Origin of the sequence: Flavobacterium sp. N2038 (genome assembly GCF_025947185.1) — a bacterium.
GTDB lineage: Bacteria > Bacteroidota > Bacteroidia > Flavobacteriales > Flavobacteriaceae > Flavobacterium.
In genome coordinates this window covers 406,851-428,446 of the sequence record NZ_CP110001.1, presented here as the reverse complement: position 1 = coordinate 428,446, position 21,596 = coordinate 406,851, and the positions used below count along the sequence as shown (strand labels likewise).

14 protein-coding genes are annotated in these 21,596 nt (G+C 33.0%); 8 read left to right on the top strand and 6 right to left on the bottom strand.

Annotation, left to right across the window (positions count from 1 at the left end; all coding sequences use genetic code 11):
• Nucleotides 1–2 precede the first annotated feature (2 nt).
• Nucleotides 3–4,271, bottom strand: a complete 4,269-nt coding sequence (locus tag OLM51_RS01785; protein ID WP_264552712.1) for a T9SS type A sorting domain-containing protein — start codon at nt 4,269–4,271, stop codon at nt 3–5.
• A gap of 301 nt (nt 4,272–4,572) precedes the next feature.
• Between OLM51_RS01785 and OLM51_RS01780 the strand changes: the two genes are divergently transcribed.
• Together OLM51_RS01780 and OLM51_RS01775 are read left to right on the top strand one after the other, a co-directional pair.
• Nucleotides 4,573–6,204, top strand: a complete 1,632-nt coding sequence (locus OLM51_RS01780; protein ID WP_264552711.1) for a S8 family peptidase — start codon at nt 4,573–4,575, stop codon at nt 6,202–6,204.
• A gap of 63 nt (nt 6,205–6,267) precedes the next feature.
• Nucleotides 6,268–8,148, top strand: coding sequence for a M1 family metallopeptidase (locus tag OLM51_RS01775; protein WP_264552710.1), 1,881 nt, complete (start codon nt 6,268–6,270; stop codon nt 8,146–8,148).
• A 244-nt stretch (nt 8,149–8,392) separates the two neighbouring features.
• Here the strand turns inward: OLM51_RS01775 and OLM51_RS01770 are convergent, their stop codons facing one another.
• Entirely contained in the window at nt 8,393–9,331 is a 939-nt protein-coding gene (locus OLM51_RS01770; protein ID WP_264552709.1) for an L-threonine 3-dehydrogenase, read from the bottom strand.
• A gap of 386 nt (nt 9,332–9,717) precedes the next feature.
• Between OLM51_RS01770 and OLM51_RS01765 the strand changes: the two genes are divergently transcribed.
• From OLM51_RS01765 to OLM51_RS01755, 3 genes are all read left to right on the top strand, one after another.
• On the top strand, nt 9,718–10,344 hold the full coding sequence (locus OLM51_RS01765; protein WP_264552708.1) for a hypothetical protein: 627 nt from the start codon (nt 9,718–9,720) through the stop codon (nt 10,342–10,344).
• Complete coding sequence (gene mfd / locus OLM51_RS01760) at nt 10,337–13,699, top strand: transcription-repair coupling factor (protein ID WP_264552707.1); 3,363 nt, start codon at nt 10,337–10,339, stop codon at nt 13,697–13,699. Before OLM51_RS01765 ends, mfd begins: the two co-directional genes overlap by 8 nt.
• Nucleotides 13,700–13,933: 234 nt before the next feature.
• Nucleotides 13,934–14,488: a DUF5683 domain-containing protein gene (locus tag OLM51_RS01755; protein ID WP_264552706.1), complete on the top strand. Its 555-nt coding sequence runs from the start codon at nt 13,934–13,936 to the stop codon at nt 14,486–14,488.
• Nucleotides 14,489–14,614: 126 nt separating this feature from the next.
• On the opposite strand, the gene OLM51_RS01750 is transcribed toward OLM51_RS01755, so the two are convergent.
• The 3 genes from OLM51_RS01750 to OLM51_RS01740 form a co-directional block, all read right to left on the bottom strand.
• Complete coding sequence (locus OLM51_RS01750; RefSeq protein ID WP_155101600.1) at nt 14,615–15,271, bottom strand: aspartate kinase; 657 nt, start codon at nt 15,269–15,271, stop codon at nt 14,615–14,617.
• 119 nt (nt 15,272–15,390) lie between these two features.
• Complete coding sequence (locus OLM51_RS01745; protein WP_264552705.1) at nt 15,391–15,762, bottom strand: YraN family protein; 372 nt, start codon at nt 15,760–15,762, stop codon at nt 15,391–15,393.
• A 162-nt stretch (nt 15,763–15,924) separates the two neighbouring features.
• Nucleotides 15,925–16,824, bottom strand: a complete 900-nt coding sequence (locus OLM51_RS01740; RefSeq protein WP_264552704.1) for a S66 peptidase family protein — start codon at nt 16,822–16,824, stop codon at nt 15,925–15,927.
• A 217-nt stretch (nt 16,825–17,041) separates the two neighbouring features.
• On the opposite strand from OLM51_RS01740, the gene OLM51_RS01735 reads away from it, so the two are divergent.
• Together OLM51_RS01735 and OLM51_RS01730 are read left to right on the top strand one after the other, a co-directional pair.
• A complete protein-coding gene (locus OLM51_RS01735) occupies nt 17,042–18,133 on the top strand; it encodes an endonuclease/exonuclease/phosphatase family protein (protein ID WP_264554262.1) in 1,092 nt (363 codons plus the stop codon).
• A gap of 72 nt (nt 18,134–18,205) precedes the next feature.
• The gene (locus OLM51_RS01730; RefSeq protein WP_264552703.1) at nt 18,206–18,745 is read left to right on the top strand and encodes a 3-hydroxyanthranilate 3,4-dioxygenase; all 540 of its coding nucleotides are present in this window, start codon (nt 18,206–18,208) and stop codon (nt 18,743–18,745) included.
• 132 nt (nt 18,746–18,877) lie between these two features.
• Here OLM51_RS01730 and OLM51_RS01725 read toward each other — a convergent pair whose 3' ends face one another.
• Nucleotides 18,878–19,837 (bottom strand): MBL fold metallo-hydrolase, encoded by a 960-nt coding sequence (locus OLM51_RS01725; RefSeq protein WP_264552702.1) that lies wholly within the window; start codon nt 19,835–19,837, stop codon nt 18,878–18,880.
• Nucleotides 19,838–20,019: 182 nt separating this feature from the next.
• Between OLM51_RS01725 and OLM51_RS01720 the strand changes: the two genes are divergently transcribed.
• Nucleotides 20,020–21,573, top strand: a complete 1,554-nt coding sequence (locus OLM51_RS01720) for an aldehyde dehydrogenase family protein (protein WP_264552701.1) — start codon at nt 20,020–20,022, stop codon at nt 21,571–21,573.
• Nucleotides 21,574–21,596 lie beyond the last annotated feature (23 nt).

Below are 21,596 nucleotides of genomic sequence, written 5' to 3'. Positions count from 1 at the left end.
TTTTATTTTTTTATAATTTTAATATATTCCAGAGTTTCCAAATGGATTTTTGCGGCATAAATTCCGGCTGGTTGATGTGCAAGATTTAAGACAACTCTTCCGTTTTCGATGTTATAAGTACCACGAGAAACTAATTGGCCTCCGAAGCTGAATAATTCTATTATAACTTCAGTCTTATCTGTTGGAATTTCAATTTCAATAGCATCAGATGTTGGATTTGGATACGCAGAAAGAACTGTTCCGATTTCTGCAGAAGAAACTTTTTTAGAAAAGGTACCTTCGCAGGCTTTTGCTGTTGCTACTTCAATTAATCCACCTTTTTCCAGGTTTATATTAAAGTTTGAATCTATTGTTTGAAATTGTTCAGTTCCATCTACAAATACTGTAAAAGGAGCAGTCCCTTCGGTAATTTCTACAGCTACATTTTTAGAAGTTATGCTTGATTTTCCTGAAATGTTAGCGCCTTTCGGAATAGTTACTGTAAAGTTTTGTTCGAAAATCATCTCCGGAATAGTGATCTTGATTTTATAAGTTCCCGGAGTTAAACTAGTAACTTTTAAGCTGTTGTTTGTAAAAGCGTACGATTTATCATTTATTGTTGCAACATATGCAAATGAATTTTTACCAACAATACTAATCTCACCATTATTTTCTCCTGTACAAGATTCTCCTTTCGTTTCAACTGTAAAATTGTTTGCAGGCAAATTTAGTTCTCCTGTACATTCAGTATTAAAAGTTGCAATACTAGATTTTTTATTAGACCAATTAGTGTTGGCATAATTTACATCATCAACAAGAATGCAATACAATTTTGAATTTCCATAGAAGGCTACATTATTGGTGGACATTAGAGTATTGTTGCCATTTTTTAGATTTAATTTTTCTAACTGATTATATTGGCAGTTTAAATAATATACCTGAGGATTTTTGGAAATATCTAAGCTCTTTAATGGACTATTGGTACAATCTAAATAAAGTAAATTTTTATTTTGTGAAAGGTCTATAGTCTCAATCCTAGTCAGTTCAAATGTTAAATGAGTTAGAGCAATGTTATTTGTGATATTTATGCTGGAAATTGAATTATTGCCTGTAAATAACTTTTTCAAAAGAGTATTTTTAGCGACATCGATAGTTGTTAAGTTATTTCCATATACATCCAAACTTGTTAATTCAGTATTTTTAGAAACGTCTACATTTTTTATTGCATTGTTTCTAGCTGATAAAGCTTTTAAAGATATAAAATCTTGAATTCCGGTTAAATCTGAAATTTCAGATTTGTCAACATTTAATGATGTAATATCAATAATGTTAGCTGTAGCAACTTTTCCATCTTTTACACCCGAATCAATTCCGAGAGCGATTAATTTATCTTCAAATTTAGGATCAGGAATTGCAGTAGCATATTCGCAGTTTGAGCTATAGCCGGCATTAGCATCTTTAAACGAAACCCATTTTGTGTTAGCATAAGTCTCATCATCAACCTGAATACATTTTAAGTCTGGATTACTGGTAAAGTTTCTAATACCAACGCCATCTGAAGCAATATTGTTTCCATTTTTTAAATTTAGTGAAATCAATTTGTTGTTTGTACAAGAAACAGAAATTAGTTTTTTATTCTTTGATAAATCTAACGACGTAAGTAAATTGTCATTACAATAAAACGCCTGAAGGTTTTTGTTGTTAGATAAATTCACCTGAGTTAATTGATTTTTTCCAACGTTTAGACTTGTTAATTTAAAGTTTTTAGAAACATCTATTTTGTTTAAATTATTGTCACTTACAGTCAATGATTCTAAATTAATAAAGTCACTAATTCCGGTCAGATCTGTTATTCCTGAAGTTGAAACATCTAAAGAAGTTAAACTTGTAATGTTGGCAGTTAAAACTTTTCCATCTTTTGCTCCGGTATCAATTCCCAGTGCAATTAGCTTTTCTTCAAATTTAACATCTGGAATAAGGGTTGTGTAAGCACAATCAGAACTGAAATTTGCTGTTACATCTTTTTTTGTCCAGTTTGTACTAGAATAAGCGATGTCATCAACTTGTACACAGCTTAAAGAAGGATTAAGTGCAAATTGAATAGTTTTTATTTTTGAATTAGCTCCGTTTTTTAAATTCAAACTTTTCAATTTATTGTCATTGCATGATAATTCAACTATCTCCGTATTTTTAGAAAGATCTAAATCTGTAATAAGATTTCCATAACAACGAACGTATTCTAGTTTTGTATTTGCACTTAAATCTAGTTTAGTTAATTGATTAGCACCACAGTCAAGATGGGTAAGTAAAACATTGTTACTAAGGTCTAAAGAAGTTAGTGAGCCAGCTCCGCCATTGCCAGAAGACCAATAACTTCCATAAGTTTTTAATGTTGTTAATTTCTTGTTATTGCTTAAGTTTAAAGAGGTTATCGAGGTTTGGCTTGAGTTTAAGGTTGACAGCTCTGGATTTTTTGTAAGGTCCAGACTTGTTATTTCACTTCGTTCAATATCGATAAATTGTAGGTCTGGATTTTTTGTAAGATCCAGACTTGTAGTTAAAACATCTGTACAGTTTAAATATTTTAACGCAGGATTTTCTGAAACATTAATTTGGTTTAGTGGATTGTTGTTGAAATTAATTGAGATCAAAGCTTTATTTGCTGATAAATTGATTTCTGTTAACTTATTTTTACTTAAGTAAAGGTCAGTTAAAGCTTGATTTTTAGAAAGATTAATTGTAGTCAAATTGTTACTAGATAAATTTAATTCTTTTAAATTTACCAGAGCAGTAACATCTATTGTTTCTAAATTATTAGCAGAACAGTCTAAAGCCGTTAATTGAGTGTTCTTAGAAACATTGATACTTTTTGCTTTTATATTGAAGCAACTTAATTTTTTTAAACTGGTAAAAACCTCTAGTCCTGTAAGGTCTGTAATTGGAGCATTCTCTAAATATAAATATTGAGCCGCCGCAATTTTTCTCGTTAAGACTTTTCCGTCTAGTATAAGATCTAATCCGTTAGAGACTAATTTTTTCTCAAATTCTACATCAGGAATAAGAGTGTATTCAGGTTCAGAGCATACCAAAGAAAAATCAACAGAAACATCTTTACCGGTAGTCCAGTTTGTGTTCGAATACGCTACATTATCGACTAGAATACAAGTCAGGCTCGTATTTTCTGTAGCGTAAAAACTGTTTTTATCGATCAGTGTGTTTTTGCCATTTTTTAAATTAAGCTCAGACATTGGTCTGTTGTACTTGCAGTTTAAATATTTTAAAGTAGGATTTTTAGTTAAATCAAGTTTAGTTAATTGATTATCATTAATGTATAGTTTTTCTAATTTGGCATTGGTAGATAAATCGATAGCAGTTAATTGGTTTTGGTCACAGTAAAGCTCTCTTAAATCTGTAAGTTGAGATAGATTTAAGCTTTTTATTTTATTGTTCCCACAAAGCAATTGAGTTAGTTTTGTGTTTTGTGAAACATTTAAAGTTTCGATAGTGGTGTTACTATCACAGCGTAGTATTGTTAAATTAACATTTTTAGAAACATCTAACGTAACCAATTTATTTTGCAGTGTATAAAAACTGGTCAAAGCAACAAAGTCTTCAATTCCTGTTAAGTCAGTAATTGAACTGTAAGAAACATCAAGATTGGTTACTTTGTTAATTTTGTTTGTCGGCACTTTACCATCTGGAGTCCCAGAATCGATGTTTAAAGCAATTAATTTTTTTTCAAAATTTATATCAGGAATCAAAGTATATTGCACAGGAACATCTGCAATGTCAACAACCGATACATTATCAACCAAAATTTCAGAATTAAGAGTTCCATAAGTCCAAATATCAACTTCAATACTTTCAGATACAGTTGGTGTATATTCAAATTCTATTTTTCTCCACTCGGTAGTAGAAAAAGTTGCATCAGATTTTTTAATTATTACCGACTTAAAAGTACTGGGTTTATGATATAAACTTAGATCGATAGAAGAGAATGTTCCTTTTACCGCTCTGTGATACAAAGTCACTTTATACGTTTTACCTGCGGTTACAGGGAAATATTCGCTATTAATAAAATTAGATGTTCCACTGGCAACCATCATATTTGTGCTTGATGTGCCATTCTGAGCTACTGCGCTTTGAGAAACTAAACCACTGAAATAGGGATACCAATTGTCTGGTTGGGATGATGAGGACCAGGTTTCAAAGTTTCCGTTCGGAACTAAGTTGGTCTGGGCAAACGAAGAAAAATGTAATAGAAACAGTAACAAAAGTAGTTTTGTTTTCATAGAACGGGTTTAAAATTAGATGGCGCAAGAGTAAGTAATAAAACTGAAGATTCCTTACGGGAAGCCGTAAACCCCGTTGTTTTATTAATCTTCCTATAAATGTGTTAAAGTCGAAAAGCCCATATTGATAATTTTTTTTGAGATATAATTACCAGGTTCTTTGGTTTTAAATGGTTTCAGATTACGTTCTAGCGATTATTCGAGATAAATAAATTTCATAACACAGTGTTAACAGTTAGTTTTTTGTAACAAAATATCATAATTTAGGCCCATCTTTAACTTTATATTAAATCGAGATTACATGAGTTATATAAAACCTATTAAATTATCTGCTTTTGCTTTATTAGTTTTAGCAGGCAGTGCAAGCTTACAAGCACAGGAATCAACTTCTAAAAATTTTATAAAAGCTCCTCTTGCTGTTGTAAAAAAAGCTCCAGTTAGTGAAAATGAGTTAAAGAGATGGAGTCATTTAGATCTAATTAAAGATTCTATTCCGGGAATGAGTGTAGACAGAGCTTACGCTGAATTACTGAAAGGGAAAACCGGTAAAAAGGTAATCGTTGGTATTGTAGATTCTGGTGTCGACATTGAGCATGAAGATTTAAAAGGAATGATTTGGACCAATCCAAAAGAAATTCCGGGTAACGGAATCGATGATGATAAAAACGGTTTTATAGATGATATACACGGATGGAACTTTCTAGGTGAGGCTGTACACGAGAATCTTGAAATGACACGTGTTATTAAAAAGAAAGACGACGGTTCTGCTGAATATAAAAATGCTTTAGCTCAATATAACGAGAGATATGATAAAGCAATAAAAGACAAAGAACAAGTAGATTTTTTACTTGATGTTCATAATACAATCAAAAAAGAGCTTAATAAAAAGACTTATAAAATTGAAGATTTAAGTGCTGTAACTTCAACTGATCCTAAAGTTGTGCAATGTAAAAAAATCATGACGCAGATTTTTACAAATGCAGGACCAACTTTTGATCCCGAAGCTGATTTTGAAGAATACAGAGAACAGGTTTATGATGAACTTAATTATAATCTGAATAAAGAGTTTGACGGAAGAAAAGTGGTAGGAGATAATCCTGAAGATATTAAAGACAATCATTATGGAAATAATGTTGTTTTTGGTCCGGACAAAGAAAAAGCACTTCACGGAACTCACGTTGCCGGAATTATTGCTCAGGTTCGCGGCAATAATTTAGGAGGAGATGGTGTTACTAATAATGTTGAAATCTTAACAGTAAGAGCCGTTCCAGATGGAGATGAGTATGATAAAGATATTGCGCTTGCCATTCGTTATGCAGTAGACAACGGTGCAAAAGTAATTAACGGAAGTTTTGGAAAAAGCTTTTCACCACACAAAGACTGGGTTTATGAGGCTATTAAATATGCAGCAAAAAAAGATGTATTAATTGTTCACGCTGCCGGAAACGATGGTTATAATATTGATGAAACAAAAAATATCAATTACCCGAACGATTCAAAAGATAACGTAAAAGAATTTGCTGATAATGTGATCACAATTGGAGCAATTAATAAGTCTTATGGAGAAAATGTAGTAGCAGGATTCTCTAATTTCGGAAAAATAAATGTAGATGTTTTTGCTCCTGGAGAAGAAATTTATGCAACAGTGCCAAACAATAAATACAAATATTTGCAAGGAACCTCTATGGCATCTCCAAATGCGGCGGGTGTTGCAGCACTGATATTTTCATATTATCCAAAATTAAAAGCGACTCAGGTAAAACAGATTTTAATGGACTCTGGAGTTGCACTTCCTTCAAAAGTGGTTTTAGGTGAAAACCCAAATCCAGATCAAAAACCTGAGGCAGTTTCTTCTGTAGAATCATCAAGAACAGCCAAAATGGTCAACGCTTACAATGCTTTGTTGATGGCTGAAAAAATGTCAAAAAAATAAATAAGTTAAAAAACAGTAATCCGATGGAAGAGCGGCAGCTCTTCCATTTTTATTAAAATAACTATGCGAAAAATTTTATTATTTTCTTTTCTGAGTTTAGGTTTAAACTCTGGTTTTGCACAAAGTGCTCCATATTGGCAACAACATGTTGATTATAAAATGGAGGTTTCTATGGATGTAAAAAACTATCAGTATAAAGGAAAACAAGAATTAGTTTATACTAATAATTCTCCTGATACTTTAAGAAAGGTTTATTATCATTTATTTTTAAATGCATTTCAGCCTGGAAGCGAAATGGATGCTCGTTTGCATACAATAAAGGATCCAGATGGAAGAATGGTGAATAAAATAAAAGATGCAGATGGAAAAGATGTAAAACAAAGTCGTATCGAGACTTTAAAACCAAATGAAATTGGTTTTTTAAAGATTACAAACTTCAAGCAAGATGGGGTTGTTGCTCAAACAAGAACATCAGGGACAATTCTGGAAGTGACTTTGGCTAAACCAATTTTGCCAAATTCTAAAACGACATTTACCTTAGATTTTGATGGGCAGGTACCGGAACAAATTCGTCGTACAGGAAGAAATAATAAAGAAGGTATCGAATTGTCAATGTCACAATGGTACCCAAAATTAGCCGAATTTGATTTTGAAGGATGGCATGCAGATCCTTACATCGGAAGAGAGTTTCACGGCGTTTGGGGAAATTTTGATGTAAAAATTACAATCGATAAAGACTACACAATTGGAGGTTCTGGATATTTACAGGATAAAAATTCAATTGGACATGGTTATGAAGATGCTGGTGTAACGGTGGTTTATCCTAAAAAAACAAAAACGTTAACCTGGCATTTTATCGCTCCAAATGTACATGATTTTACATGGGCTGCAGATAAAGAATATGCACATGATATTGTAAAAGGACCAAATGATGTTGATTTGCATTTCTTTTACAAAAACAACCCAAAAGTGGCCGAAAACTGGAAACAGTTAGAGCCATTAATGGTAAAAGTGATGGATTATTACAACCACAGAGTAGGACAATATCCATACAAACAATATTCATTTATTCAGGGAGGTGACGGCGGAATGGAGTACGCAATGTGTACTCTAATGTTAGGAAACGGAACACTTCAGGGAATTCTTGGTACAGCAACACACGAATTAGGACACTCTTGGTTTCAGCATATTCTGGCTTCAAATGAATCAAAACACCCTTGGATGGATGAAGGTTTTACAACTTACATCGAAGACAGTGCTTTGAATGAATTAAAAGGAGATAAGAAAGAAGTAAATCCGTTTAAAGGGAATTATGCTGCTTATTACAGTTTAGTAAACTCAGGTAAAGAACAACCACAAACAACTCACGGAGATCGTTATGACGAAAACCGTCCGTATAGTATTTCATCTTATATAAAAGGAAGTATCTTCCTTTCGCAATTAGAATACGTAATTGGGAAAGAAAATGTTGATGCAACTTTAAAAAGATATTTTAACGATTTTAAATTCAAACACCCAACTCCAAATGATATCAAGAGAACTGCAGAAAGAGTTTCTGGTGCTGAATTGGATTGGTATTTAATTGACTGGGCTGAAACAACCAATACAATTGATTACGGAATTAAGGATGTTGCTGATAATTCTGGAAAAACTACCGTTACTTTAGAAAGAATTGGAAGAATGCCAATGCCAATCGATTTGAAAGTAGAGTATACTGATGGAACTTCTGAAACGTTTTATGTTCCTTTAAGAATGATGAACTTTATCAAACCAAACCCGAATCCAAACGAAAAAAGAACAGTTTTGGCAGACTGGGCTTGGGCACAACAAAACTATAGTTTTACAATTGACAAAAACAAAACAGCAATCAAAAAAATCACAATTGATCCAAGCGGATTAATGGCTGATGTAAAAGCTGCAAATAATGTTTTTGAAGTGAAATAATCTTCAAAAATGAATATAACAAAATCCCGTTTAAATTAATAAACGGGATTTTTTTGTTTTAAAGTTTTTTGGATAGCTTCCAGTTTTACTGGAGGAATTAGATTTTAATGAAAAGGGCTTTAGCCTAACCTTTTACAGTTTTGGCTAAAGCCCTTTTGTTGTAATTTATTTTTCCATCCAACTAAAGTTGGACGCTATTCATTTTTTTATAAATCTAAATTATAATCTAAATCAGCTTATTGATTTAGCTCAAATGCTCAATCATATCTTTGGTCATAGTTTCAAGATCAAAAGTATGTTTCCAACCCCAATCTTTTCTAGCCTCAGAATCGTCGATACTTGCTGGCCAGCTGTCCGCGATTTTCTGACGGAAATCAGGCTCATAAGTAATTGTAAATTCAGGAATATGTTTTTTAATTTCATTAGCAATTTCAGTTGGAGTAAAACTCATTGCTGCTAAATTGTATGAAGAATGTATTTTAATTTCCTCAGCCGGAGCTTTCATGATATTAATGGTTGCGTCAATTGCATCATCCATATACATCATTGGCATTTTTGTTTCAGATGATAAAAAGCATTCATATTTTTTATCGGCAATAGCCTTGTAAAAAATGTCAACAGCATAATCTGTAGTTCCGCCACCCGGAGGCGTAGACCAGCTAATTAAACCAGGATAACGGATGCTTCGAACATCAACACCATAAATATTGTGGTAATATTCACACCATCTTTCACCTGCTTGTTTACTAATTCCGTAAACTGTAGAAGGTTCCATTACAGTAAACTGTGGAGTGTTTTCTTTTGGAGTTGTAGGACCAAAAACAGCAATACTAGATGGCCAGAAAATCTTCTGAATTTTTTTTGCTTTAGCTAAATTTAAAACGTGAAATAATGAATTCATATTCAAATCCCAGGCAAATGCAGGGTTTTTTTCGGCAGTAGCAGATAAAAGTGCCGCCATCAAATAAATGTCGGTAATTTTATGAACTTCAACAAGATGCTCAATCTGATTAAAATCTAAAGCATTGACCACCTCAAACGGACCTGAATTAACAACGTCTGTATTTAATTTTCGAATATCAGAAGCAATAACATTTTCTGTACCGTATAATTTGCGAAGTTTTTGGGTCAGTTCTGTCCCAATTTGACCGCAAGCGCCAATGATCAATATTTTTGGATTCATTTCGTGTTGTTTTTTAGTAACGCAAATATAACGTTTTCGCAAATAATTTTGCTTTTCAGAATCATAAATTATAAATTTAATAAGGATGAAGTTTGTTTTTTGGATTATTCTCTGTGAGAGTATTAAGGCAGAATTTAGTTCAAGAACGAATTTAATTACAATTCTATAGATTGTTCTATTCAGAATATAGAAAGAAAATCATTTTAATCTGTGGCAAAAAAAACTGACTTAAAAAGTTTGGCGAGTAAAAAGAATCTGTGTTAATCTGTTTAATCCGCTAAATCCGTGGGCAAAAAAAACTCACCTGATTTATAGAATCTTTAGCAAAAAACAGCATTCGTAATTGTAAATTTACTTCGTAACTTTGTCGCTTAATGTTTTACCAAATGAAATATAAAATATCTCTTTTTCTGCTTTTAATTTTTGTATTGCAATCATGCCAAAATGAAGATGAAAAGCGTCGTGCTGAAAATGAAAAAGAAGCAAAAAAGAATGAAAAGATTTTTAATAACATCAATAAAGCCTGGGTTTTTATAGATGAACCGATTAATGAGATTGCAGAACAGAAAGTAAGCTCATGGAATGAATGGAGAGAATTTTTAAAAGAACTTGGAGATAAACCAAGAAAAACAATCGGTGCATTCCAGAAAAAGTCAAAAGCAATTTCAAAAAAAGCAATGGCTTTAAATAATAATATTCCATCAGAACTTAATCAACCGGCAATAAAAAGCCGAATTTCTATCTTGATAACGAAGGTTAAAATGATGGATTTGTTTATTCATTTAAGTGCAATTCCAGATGAAAAAGTAACCTTTTTAATTGGAGATATTAATAAAGAAATCGTTTCACTTGAACGACAAATGGATAAAATTGTCGAAAAAGCCAAGATTCCAAAAGAAGAAGGAGAAGCAGATTTCCTGAGAATGTTAGATACCACCCGTGCAATTCAGAGTACAAATATTGACCCGGCCCTAATGCATAATCCAGATAAAAATTTGCCTAAAGTTGAGTAAAAACGCCCTATATACTACATATGATAATCTGCCTAAAGCACAGCAGATTGCAACAAGTTTACTGGAAGGAAATCAGATAAAAATGAACCTTAGCGGATTGCTTGGATCTGCAGTTTCATTTATAATCCGCTCTGTTTTCAAAAAGACAGAACTTCCTTTTTTAGTTGTTTTAGACAATAAAGAAGAAGCTGCATATTATTTAAACGATCTCGAACAGATGATTGGCGAGCAGGATGTATTGTTTTATCCCGCTTCATTTCGTCGTCCGTATCAGGTTGATGAAACAGACAACGCCAATGTTTTGCTTCGAGCTGAGGTTTTAAACCGAATTAATTCGAGAAAGAAACCAGCCATAATTGTTACCTATCCGGAAGCGCTTTTTGAGAAAGTAGTCACACGTCAGCAATTAGATAAAAACACCTTAAAAGTCTCTTTAAACGACAAAATTTCGATTGATTTTATCAACGAAGTTTTATTTGAATACGAATTTAAAAGAGTTGATTTTATTACAGAACCCGGCGAATTTTCCGTTCGTGGAGGAATTGTCGATGTTTTTTCATTTTCAAACGATCATCCGTATAGAATTGAATTCTTTGGAAACGAAGTGGACAGCATCAGAAGTTTTGATGTAGAAACACAGTTATCTGTCGAAACACACAAAAAAATTACGATTATCCCAAATGTCGAAAACAAGATATTTCAGGAAAATCGCGAAAGTTTCTTGGATTATATTGCCGAGAAAACAGTACTGTTTATTCAAAACACCGACGGGCTTTTTAGTCAGTTAGACAAACAATTTGCAAGGGCGGAAGAAGCTTTTGAGAAATTGTCGAAGGAGATCAAACACGCCACACCGGAACAATTATTTTTAAATCAGGCTTCGTTTATAAAACGATCTTTGGATTTTTCTGTGGTTGAATTGTCAAAACCGGTTTATAAAACGACTAAGAAATTTGAATTTCATATTCAGCCTCAGCCGTCTTTCAACAAACAATTTGATTTATTACTGAATAATCTGAGCGACAATCATTTCAACGGATATAAGAATTATTTATTCTGTTCGAATGAAACTCAGGCAAAACGTTTTCATGATATTTTTGAATCTTTAGATGAAGCTAATTCAGAGAATATCCGAAAACAATATCATACTATTGTACTGCCTTTATACCAAGGTTTTATTGATGAAGAAAATCAAATAACGGCCTATACTGATCACCAGATTTTTGAGCGTTATCATAAATTCAACATCAAAAACGGATATTCTAAAAAACAGAATATTACGCTTAAAGAGTTAACTGCACTTTCTGTTGGCGATTATGTGACACACATTGATCACGGAATTGGAAAGTTTGGCGGGTTGCAGAAAATTCAGGTCGAAGGCAAAACACAGGAAGCAATAAAACTAGTTTATGCAGATAATGATATTGTTTACGTAAGCATTCACTCGCTTCATAAAATCTCAAAATACAACGGAAAAGACGGAACGCCGCCGAAAATTTATAAACTAGGATCGAACGCCTGGAAAATTTTAAAACAAAAAACCAAAGCGCGTGTCAAACATATTGCCTTCAACCTTATTCAGTTATATGCAAAACGTCGTTTAGAAAAAGGTTTTCAGTTTGCACCGGACAGTTATTTGCAAAACGAATTAGAGAGTTCGTTTATTTACGAAGATACACCAGATCAAACCAAATCAACGCAAGAAGTAAAAGCCGATATGGAAAGCGATCGTCCAATGGATCGTCTGGTTTGTGGTGATGTAGGTTTCGGGAAAACTGAAGTTGCGATTCGTGCTGCTTTTAAAGCCGTTGATAATAGTAAACAAGTTGCCGTTTTAGTGCCAACCACTATTTTGGCATACCAACATTATAGGACTTTTACCGAAAGGTTAAAAGATATGCCGGTTTCTGTAGGTTACTTAAATAGATTTAGAACTGCTAAACAAAAAAAGCAAACCTTAAAAGACTTAGCCGAAGGAAAACTTGATATCGTAATTGGAACGCATCAATTAGTAAACAAAAATGTAGTTTTTAAAGATCTTGGTTTATTGATTGTTGACGAGGAACAAAAGTTTGGTGTAAACGTAAAAGATAAACTGAAAACTATTGCTGCAAATGTTGATACATTGACATTAACAGCAACGCCAATTCCGAGAACGCTACAGTTTTCGTTAATGGCGGCGCGCGATTTATCTGTAATTACAACACCTCCGCCAAACAGATATCCTATTGAAACGAATGTTGTTGGTTTTAATGAAGAGATTATTCGTGATGCGATTTCGTATGAGATTCAGCGAAACGGACAAGTTTTCTTCATCAATAACCGAATTGAGAATATAAAAGAAGTGGCTGGAATGATTCAGCGTTTGGTTCCAAATGCAAGAGTCGGGATTGGTCACGGACAAATGGACGGTGCTAAACTTGAGGAATTGATGTTAGGTTTCATGAACGGAGATTTTGATGTTTTGGTAGCCACAACGATTATCGAAAGTGGTCTTGACGTTCCAAATGCCAACACTATTTTTATCAACAACGCTAATAATTTCGGATTATCAGATTTGCACCAAATGCGTGGACGTGTGGGACGAAGCAACAAAAAAGCATTCTGTTATTTCATCTGTCCGCCGTATTCATCAATGACCGAAGATGCCAGAAAACGTATTCAGGCATTGGAACAATTCAGCGAATTAGGAAGTGGTTTTAACATTGCGATGAAAGATCTTGAAATTCGTGGTGCAGGAGATTTATTAGGTGGCGAACAAAGCGGTTTCATCAATGAAATTGGTTTTGATACGTACCAAAAAATCATGAATGAAGCCATCGAAGAATTGAAGGAAAACGAATTCAAGGATTTATATCCGGAAGAAAATAATATCGATACGAAAGAGTATGTAAAAGACATTCAAATTGATGCCGATTTTGAACTTTTATTCCCAGATGAATATATCAACAACGTATCGGAACGTTTGGTTTTATACAACGAATTAGGCGCTATAAAAGACGAAGCCGGTTTACAGGAATTCGAAAGAAAACTTATTGACCGTTTCGGACCATTGCCAAAACAAGCAGTCTCATTATTAAACAGCATTAGAATAAAATGGATTGCTACGAAAGTCGGAATCGAGAAATTAGTCTTAAAACAAGGCAAAATGATTGGTTATTTTGTTTCAGATCAACAGTCAGACTATTACCAATCCGTAAAGTTTAGAAATGTTTTGAATTTTGTGCAAAAACAAAATGCGCTTTGCAAAATGAAAGAAAAACAAACCGTAAATGGATTACGTTTGTTATTGACTTTTGAAAACGTAAAATCGATCAAACGTGCGTTGGAATTGATGGAGTTGTTTGAGGAGTAAAGTTTGCCACGAATTACAGGAATTTTTATTGCCACAGATTAAAAGGATTATTAAGATTAAAAAAATCATTTAAATCCTTTTAATCTGTGGCATAATTGTTTAAAATAAATTCGTGCTAATTTGTGTAATTCGTGGCAAACAAAATAAAAAATTAGGTTTTCTTTATTATTTATTTAAGAAAAATCTTAGAACTAAAAAGTTTTCTTTGATCAAAATTTTCAAAGCCAACTTTATATGCAGAATCAATTTCTTCTTCTATTTTTATTTTTTGGATTAACTTCAGTTTTCGCTCAGGAAAAAACTAAAATCATTTTAAATGATAACCTTAAAGCAGAAGCAATTGATCCCCTTCGTCCTGCAAAAGCAGCATTTTATTCGGCTATTTTACCAGGTTTAGGACAGTTTTATAATAAAAAATACTGGAAAGTACCTTTGGTTTATGGTGCAATTGGTGTGAGTACTTATTTCTATATTGACAATCAAAAAAAATACAATTTGTACAGAGATGAATATAAAAGCAGACTAGAAGGTACATCTGGCCATTCAGCTTTTTTATCCGGATTAAGTGAAAGTCAATTGATTGCAGCTCAAAAGCAGTTTCAGAGAAACAGGGATTTATCGGCTTTGTTTATTGTTGGATTTTATGTTTTAAATATCATCGATGCAAATGTTGATGCTGCTTTATCACAATTTAATGTAGATGAAAGATTGGCATTTAAACCTGTTGTGATAAAAAATGATATTACATTAAAGAATGATTTTGGGTTTACTCTGTGTTATAACTTTTAGAAAAAGATTGTTACAACTCAAGGAAAACGAACAGGCGAAGTAATTTCTGAATTAGTGATAGGAAAAAATAAAAAATGGCGTATGAAATTCTCATACGCCATTCTATTTTTTAATTTGAAATTTAGATTAGTTCTTCAAATCTTTAATAACTTTAAAAGCAACATCAACCTGATCTTCTCCAACCAGAATTGTAAATTCATTTGAAGTCGAAATTACCTCGTTTATAATAATTCCTTCCCAGGCTAAACGCTGAAAAATGAAATAATAAATTCCGGGAACTACAATATTTTCTTTTGGAAGTTTTACAGTAATTGAAGCTAAATTGTCTAATTTCTGAATTAGTTTTTCGCGCATAAAGTGCTTTTCAACCAGATGATTAACACTGCTGCTCACCACAATATTTGTTTCATTTACACCACGCGATGAGGTGTAAAAAATATCAGATAAAGCATTAATATCAGAAATTAAATCAGCTTGTTTGTTTAAAACAGTTTCTGAAGCAGAAAATGTGTAATCTGTCAATTCAGAACGAACCGTAATTTCACCAATATTCTTAATTACTTTATTGATTTTATGATTCAGTTTAAAATCCAGTTCTTCGGTAAGTCTTTTAAGTGACATTACAACTGCACCTTGTTTTACCTCTTTACCAAATTCACTTTCCAGTTCGGTCATAATGTTCCGTGACAAAGAAGTTAAATTGATAATTCCGAGCGATAATGCATTTAGTAAAAAGGGTTTTGTTTTAATGTAATTTTCGACGATGGAAGAAACGGTTTTCATAGTTTTTTTTCTTTTTTTTTGTAACTTAATTGGGTTGGTTTAGTTAATTTGATGTTATAAATCTCTGCAAAGATAAATAAAAAAACAAATTGTTACAATTATAACAATGAAAAAATATGTTAAAAATGATAAAAAGCGTCAGTAAGATGTTCAATAGCAAATGTTTCCTTGGTTTTATGGATGGCAACGATGTCAAAACGAATATTTAAATTTTCATCAAAATCCTTTTCCCTATCGTTTATGTAGGCATTTACTGCTTTTATGAGTAGCTGAATTTTTTTTGACTTGACAAAATCCTGTGGAGAACCAAAATCCAGACTCGATCTTGTTTTAACTTCAACTATGGCTAAAATATCATCTTTTTGCGCAATAATATCTATTTCGGCTTTTTGAAAAATGTAGTTTCGATCTCGAATTTTATAACCATTTTCTTCAAGATATGAAGCCGCCAAATCTTCTCCAAGTTTTCCGAGTTCGTTATGTTTTGCCATAAATTTGTTTAAGTTGTCAAGATTTAGGTTAGGTTCATTTTTTTACGCATAGAAAGACGCAAAGTCGCAAAGTATATCTTTAAAACTTTGCGACTTTGCGTCTTTATGAGAATATATGTGTGGTATTTTGGCTTTTTTAAACTGTATTATTCCAGTTTAAAATTACTTTTGGAAACTAAGAGTACTTCCGGAAGCATTTACATCAATTGTAACAGTATTCCCCATTATTAAAGCTCTATTGTCTCTAATGTGACCGGCTGGGAAGTTGAAAATTACAGGAATATTATATTTTTTAGTTACATCATCAATGATTTCGAGTGCATTTTTTCCCCACGGCACTTCATTATCTTTCATGCTGGTCATTGCACCAATAACAATTCCTTTAAGGTTTTCGATACAACCATTGCGTTTTAAATTCATCATCATACGATCAACATGATATAAATATTCATCTAAATCCTCGATGAATAATATTTTATCCTTACAGTCAATTGCAGATTGCGAACCTAATAAGCTGTATAGAATAGAAAGATTTCCGCCAACTAATTCTCCTGTTGCTTTTCCAAAACGATTCATTGGATCCGGAGCTACTGAATACGATAAAGGCTCACCAAATAAACTTGCTTTTAGAGAGCTGATAGCTTCCGGTGTATTACGTGCTACACTCACTGGCATTGTACCATGAATCGATTTGTAGCCCATTGTGTTTAAGTGATTGTGTAAAACCGTTACATCGCTAAAACCAATTACCCATTTTGGATGTTTCCTGAACTTTGTAAAATCAAGTAAATCGATCATTCTAACCGTACCATAGCCACCACGTACACACCAAATCGCTTTAATATTTGGGTTGTCCAATTGTTTTTGAAAATCGGCAGCACGTTGTTCGTCTGTTCCGGCAAGCTGATTGTAATCAAGGCCAATCGTACTTCCAATTACTGCCTCAAGACCCCAGCTATGCAGCAAATCTATTGTAGGTTTTAAATTGTCATCGATATTTTTTCTGGCTGTTGCTAAAAGAACTACAGTATCTCCTTTTTGTAAGTAAGGTGGTGTTATCATTTTTTGTTGAGATTGACAGGTGAATGTTTGCAAAGCAAAAGTAAGAAATGCGATTTGACAAAATGCAAAACGTTTCTTGATATAAAGTAGGTTATTCATGGTTTTTTAGCTGTTTAAATATTAATCAGAGACAAATTTAAATATTAAAAACAAGAAATTAAAAGAAATTTCCTACAATATGTTTAAATTGGCGATTTAAATTAATTAAGTCATGTAAATTATTAAATTTCATTTTTGTTTAGTCGTTTTTTTTGCAATTTATATTTTAAATGCGCAATCTAAAAAATATATCATTCATACCGTTGCCTTTTATAATTTCGAAAATCTTTTTGATACTATAAATAATGCAAATACAAACAATGATGAGTGGACACCGACAGGAGCACAGCATTGGACAAAAGAAAAATACGAGCAAAAATTAAAGAATCTTTCAAGGGTAATTTCTGAGATTGGAACGCCCGAGAATTCGGTTTCACCAACTTTACTTGGTTGTTCTGAAGTGGAAAACAGAGGCGTACTTGAAGATTTGGTGAGGCAGGAAAAAATCGCAGATTTAGATTATGGAATTATACATTTTGATTCACCAGATCAGCGCGGAATTGATGTTGCACTTCTTTACAAAAAAAAGTATTTCAGACCGACGTCTTTTTCGAACATTCCGCTATTAATTTACAAAAACAATTCGGTTCTTCAGGTGGATAAAAACGAAGATCTGGGTGATGTAGAAATGAAAACGAATAAAGATCGTGTTTTTACAAGAGATCAGCTTTTGGTTACCGGTTTTTTAGAAGATGAAGAAATTCATATTATTATTAATCACTGGCCTTCAAGATCAGGAGGAGAAAAAGCTTCAAGTAAATTTAGGGAAGCTGCAGGAGCTTTAAACAGAAAAATAATTGATTCTTTACAACAGATAAACCCCAATGCAAAAGTGATAACAATGGGAGATCTAAATGATGGACCATTTAATAAAAGTATAAAAACAGTGTTGGGAGCAAAGGGAAAGAAAGCAGAAGTTCCGGAATTTGGAATGTTTAATCCGTTTGAAGAAATGCTGAATAAGGGTATGGGGACAATTGCTTTTCGTGATTCATGGGATATTTTTGATCAAATTATAATGACAGAATCGCTTATAAAATCTGATTTTTCGACTTTTAAGTTTTGGAAAGCAGGAATTTTCAACAGATCTTACCTGGTTCAGACTTATGGGAAATACAAAGGATATCCCTTAAGAAATACGTTAACTGAAGCCGGTTTTAGTGATCATTTTCCGGTTTATATTTATTTAATAAAAGAAAATCAAAAGTAGAAATGTATTACAGTGTGTCTCTACAGAAAACTTTCACTAAATTAGCTTCTCATAAATTTATCATTCTTAAAAATGGCTATAGCAAAACCTTTCAATCTCACAAAATGGATTGAAGAAAACCGACAATTACTTAAACCACCTGTTGGAAATAAAAATCTATATGTTGATTCAGGCGATTACATTGTCATGGTCGTAGCGGGACCAAATGCCCGAAAAGATTATCACTATAATGAAACTGAAGAGCTTTTTTATCAACTGGAAGGAAGTATCAAGGTAGTAATTCAGGAAGATGGCGAACGCAAAGAAATGGAATTAAATGCGGGTGATATGTATCTTCATCCTGCTAAAATCCCACATTCTCCGGTTCGTTCAGAAGGCTCAATAGGTCTAGTAATTGAACGTAAACGTGCCGGATTAGGATACACAGATGGCTTGCTGTGGCACTGTGATAACTGCAATCACAAACTTTATGAAGTATATTTTGAATTGCATAATATTGAAAAAGATTTCCTTCCTCATTTTGAACATTTCTATAATTCAGAAGAGTTAAGAACTTGTAATAATTGTGGAACTGTTATGGAAACCGATCCAAGATTTACAGCTAAAAAATAATTTTGATTTTGCTGTAAATAGTAAATCCGACAGGTTTTTAAAAACCTGTCGGATTTGTTTTTTTGATGTATTTTAAGTTAAAGTATATAGTGTTACACACTTTAATAATTATAATTTGTGGTTTAAAAAAAACTACAATTCAAACCTTTTCCCTTGTTCAGGATAAATAATTTTCACTCCCAAATCATTTTGATTTTTAAGCTGTTCTTTAAGCTTTGTAATATTTTTAGTTGGAGGTTTTAAATGAGTCACAATAATTTTAAAACCTTTTAAAGAATCTTTTCCAGCCAGGTCTTCTAAAACATGAAGTTCTTTCATTAAGTAATTTGGAGTCAAATGGCCAAATAAAAACTGATCAGGTTGTTCGTTTGGGAAAGAAACCTCAATGAAAATGCCTTTAAGCTGTTTGTTTTGTACCAAAGGCGCAACTGCCGTCCATAAATCTTTTAGATTATTACTTTTTTCGACAGCATCAGGGCCAGTATCACCTAAGTATAATACATATGATTCTCCATTTTTAATTAAAAAAGCAGTACTCTCAAACGGATTTACATGGCTTAATGGAAAAGCTTTCACCGTCATTGTTGTATTAGTTATCTGAGTTTCTTCGCTAAAGTTTAAAGTCTGAAAATGATATTTTTTTAGTGGCTTTCCGGGACCTTTGTCACCAAAATTAGCCCAGGTTTCATCATTGAAATAATGATTTTCCATCATTTGCATGCATTTTTCAGTCGCATAAACGGTTTTGGATGAATCTGCGGGTGAATTAATAATCAAACCTGAAACATGATCTAAATGGGCATGCGAAATAAAATAACCTTTAATATATTTACGTAAAACTTCGCTGATTGAAACTTTAAAAACTTTGTTTTCAATAGCTTTTTCGATTCCGGCATTTATGGTTCCGGCATCAAGACTTATATAATCATTAGTATTAATTGGAGCCACTAAATAAGCCGAAAGATTTTTTTCATCGATTCCGCCTTTTATCCCCAGAGGAACTACCTGAAAAGAAGCTTTTTGTTCTTTTTGAGAAAATGCATTTGTCGAAAGTAATAAGATGCAGATCGCAAACCGTGAAAAAATGTTCATAATTATATAATTTTGTTTCTGCAAATTTCATCAATTGCAGGGAATAAATTGTGCCAAAGAAGAGTTAATCCTATTTATTAACCCTAAATTTACTTTGATTTTAACAGCTGGGTTTGATCAAAATTCAGCTTGAAATAATATCTTTACATAAAAATATAACAATTTTAACTAAAAAAGTTACAATGACAACAATAGCATCGCAATTTGGAATGAATGAGGCTCTGGAAAAATTGGGCATCAAATCGATAAATGAAGGAACATCAACTGGGTTGCAGAATTTTTCTTCGGGAGAAATTTTAGAAAGTTATTCACCAGTTGACGGAAAATTAATTGCTTCGGTAAAAATGTCAACAGCTCAGGATTACGAAAAAGTAATGCAATCTGCAACAGAAGCTTTTAAAAGCTTTAGATTAATTCCTGCGCCACAACGTGGAGAAATTGTACGTCAGTTTGGAGAAAAATTGCGTCAGAATAAAGAAGCTTTAGGTAAGTTGGTTTCTTATGAAATGGGGAAATCACTGCAGGAAGGTTATGGAGAAGTTCAGGAAATGATCGATATCTGTGATTTTGCAGTTGGGTTATCACGTCAGTTACACGGATTAACGATGCATTCTGAAAGACCAGGACATAGAATGTACGAACAATATCATTCGTTAGGAGTTGTGGGTATTATTTCTGCTTTCAATTTTCCGGTTGCAGTTTGGTCGTGGAATACCGCTTTGGCTTGGATTTCCGGTGACGTATGTGTATGGAAACCTTCTGAAAAAACACCTCTTTGTGGTATTGCATGTCAAAATATAATTGCTCAGGTTATTAAAGAAAATAATCTTCCGGAAGGAATTTCATGCTTGATTAATGGAGATTATAAAATAGGCGAATTAATGACGGCAGATACTCGAATTCCATTAGTATCAGCAACGGGTTCTACCAGAATGGGAAAAATTGTAGCTCAGGCTGTGGCAGGTCGTTTAGGTAAATCGTTATTAGAGTTAGGTGGAAATAATGCGATTATTGTTACGCCAGATGCTGATATTAAAATGACCGTTATTGGTGCTGTTTTTGGTGCTGTTGGAACAGCAGGGCAGCGTTGTACTTCAACTCGAAGATTAATTATTCACGAAAGTATTTATGATAAAGTAAAAGATGCTTTAGTTGCTGCGTACAAGCAATTACGCATTGGAAATCCACTGGACGAAAATAATCATGTTGGACCACTAATTGATACTCATGCAGTTGAAATGTATGCAACTGCTTTAAATAAAGTGGTAGCCGAGGGAGGAAATATACTCGTTGAAGGAGGAGTACTTTCCGGAGAAGGTTACGAAAGCGGATGTTATGTAAAACCAGCAATTGCAGAGGCTAAAAACTCATTTGAAATTGTGCAGCACGAAACTTTTGCTCCGGTTTTATATTTAATTAAATATTCTGGAGAGGTTGATAATGCTATTGAACTTCAAAATGGAGTGGCACAAGGATTGTCGTCTGCAATTATGACCAACAATTTGCGTGAAGCCGAGAGATTTTTATCGGTTACGGGTTCTGACTGTGGAATTGCAAATGTAAATATCGGAACTTCAGGCGCTGAAATTGGAGGTGCTTTTGGTGGAGAAAAAGAAACGGGAGGCGGACGTGAATCGGGTTCTGATGCATGGAAAATCTATATGAGACGTCAAACGAATACCATTAATTACACTACAAGTTTACCTTTAGCTCAAGGAATAAAATTTGATCTGTAAATAATTTTAGTTTTTAATCTAAA

Coding starts and splice junctions, on each gene's coding strand:
- OLM51_RS01765 (WP_264552708.1), top strand. CDS start 9,718: ATGAAATATAAAATATCTCTTTTTCTGCTTTTAATTTTTGTATTGCAA.
- OLM51_RS01750 (WP_155101600.1), bottom strand. CDS start 15,271: ATGAAAACCGTTTCTTCCATCGTCGAAAATTACATTAAAACAAAACCC.
- OLM51_RS01755 (WP_264552706.1), top strand. CDS start 13,934: ATGCAGAATCAATTTCTTCTTCTATTTTTATTTTTTGGATTAACTTCA.
- OLM51_RS01745 (WP_264552705.1), bottom strand. CDS start 15,762: ATGGCAAAACATAACGAACTCGGAAAACTTGGAGAAGATTTGGCGGCT.
- OLM51_RS01780 (WP_264552711.1), top strand. CDS start 4,573: ATGAGTTATATAAAACCTATTAAATTATCTGCTTTTGCTTTATTAGTT.
- OLM51_RS01730 (WP_264552703.1), top strand. CDS start 18,206: ATGGCTATAGCAAAACCTTTCAATCTCACAAAATGGATTGAAGAAAAC.
- OLM51_RS01720 (WP_264552701.1), top strand. CDS start 20,020: ATGACAACAATAGCATCGCAATTTGGAATGAATGAGGCTCTGGAAAAA.
- OLM51_RS01785 (WP_264552712.1), bottom strand. CDS start 4,271: ATGAAAACAAAACTACTTTTGTTACTGTTTCTATTACATTTTTCTTCG.
- OLM51_RS01740 (WP_264552704.1), bottom strand. CDS start 16,824: ATGATAACACCACCTTACTTACAAAAAGGAGATACTGTAGTTCTTTTA.
- OLM51_RS01770 (WP_264552709.1), bottom strand. CDS start 9,331: ATGAATCCAAAAATATTGATCATTGGCGCTTGCGGTCAAATTGGGACA.
- OLM51_RS01725 (WP_264552702.1), bottom strand. CDS start 19,837: ATGAACATTTTTTCACGGTTTGCGATCTGCATCTTATTACTTTCGACA.
- OLM51_RS01775 (WP_264552710.1), top strand. CDS start 6,268: ATGCGAAAAATTTTATTATTTTCTTTTCTGAGTTTAGGTTTAAACTCT.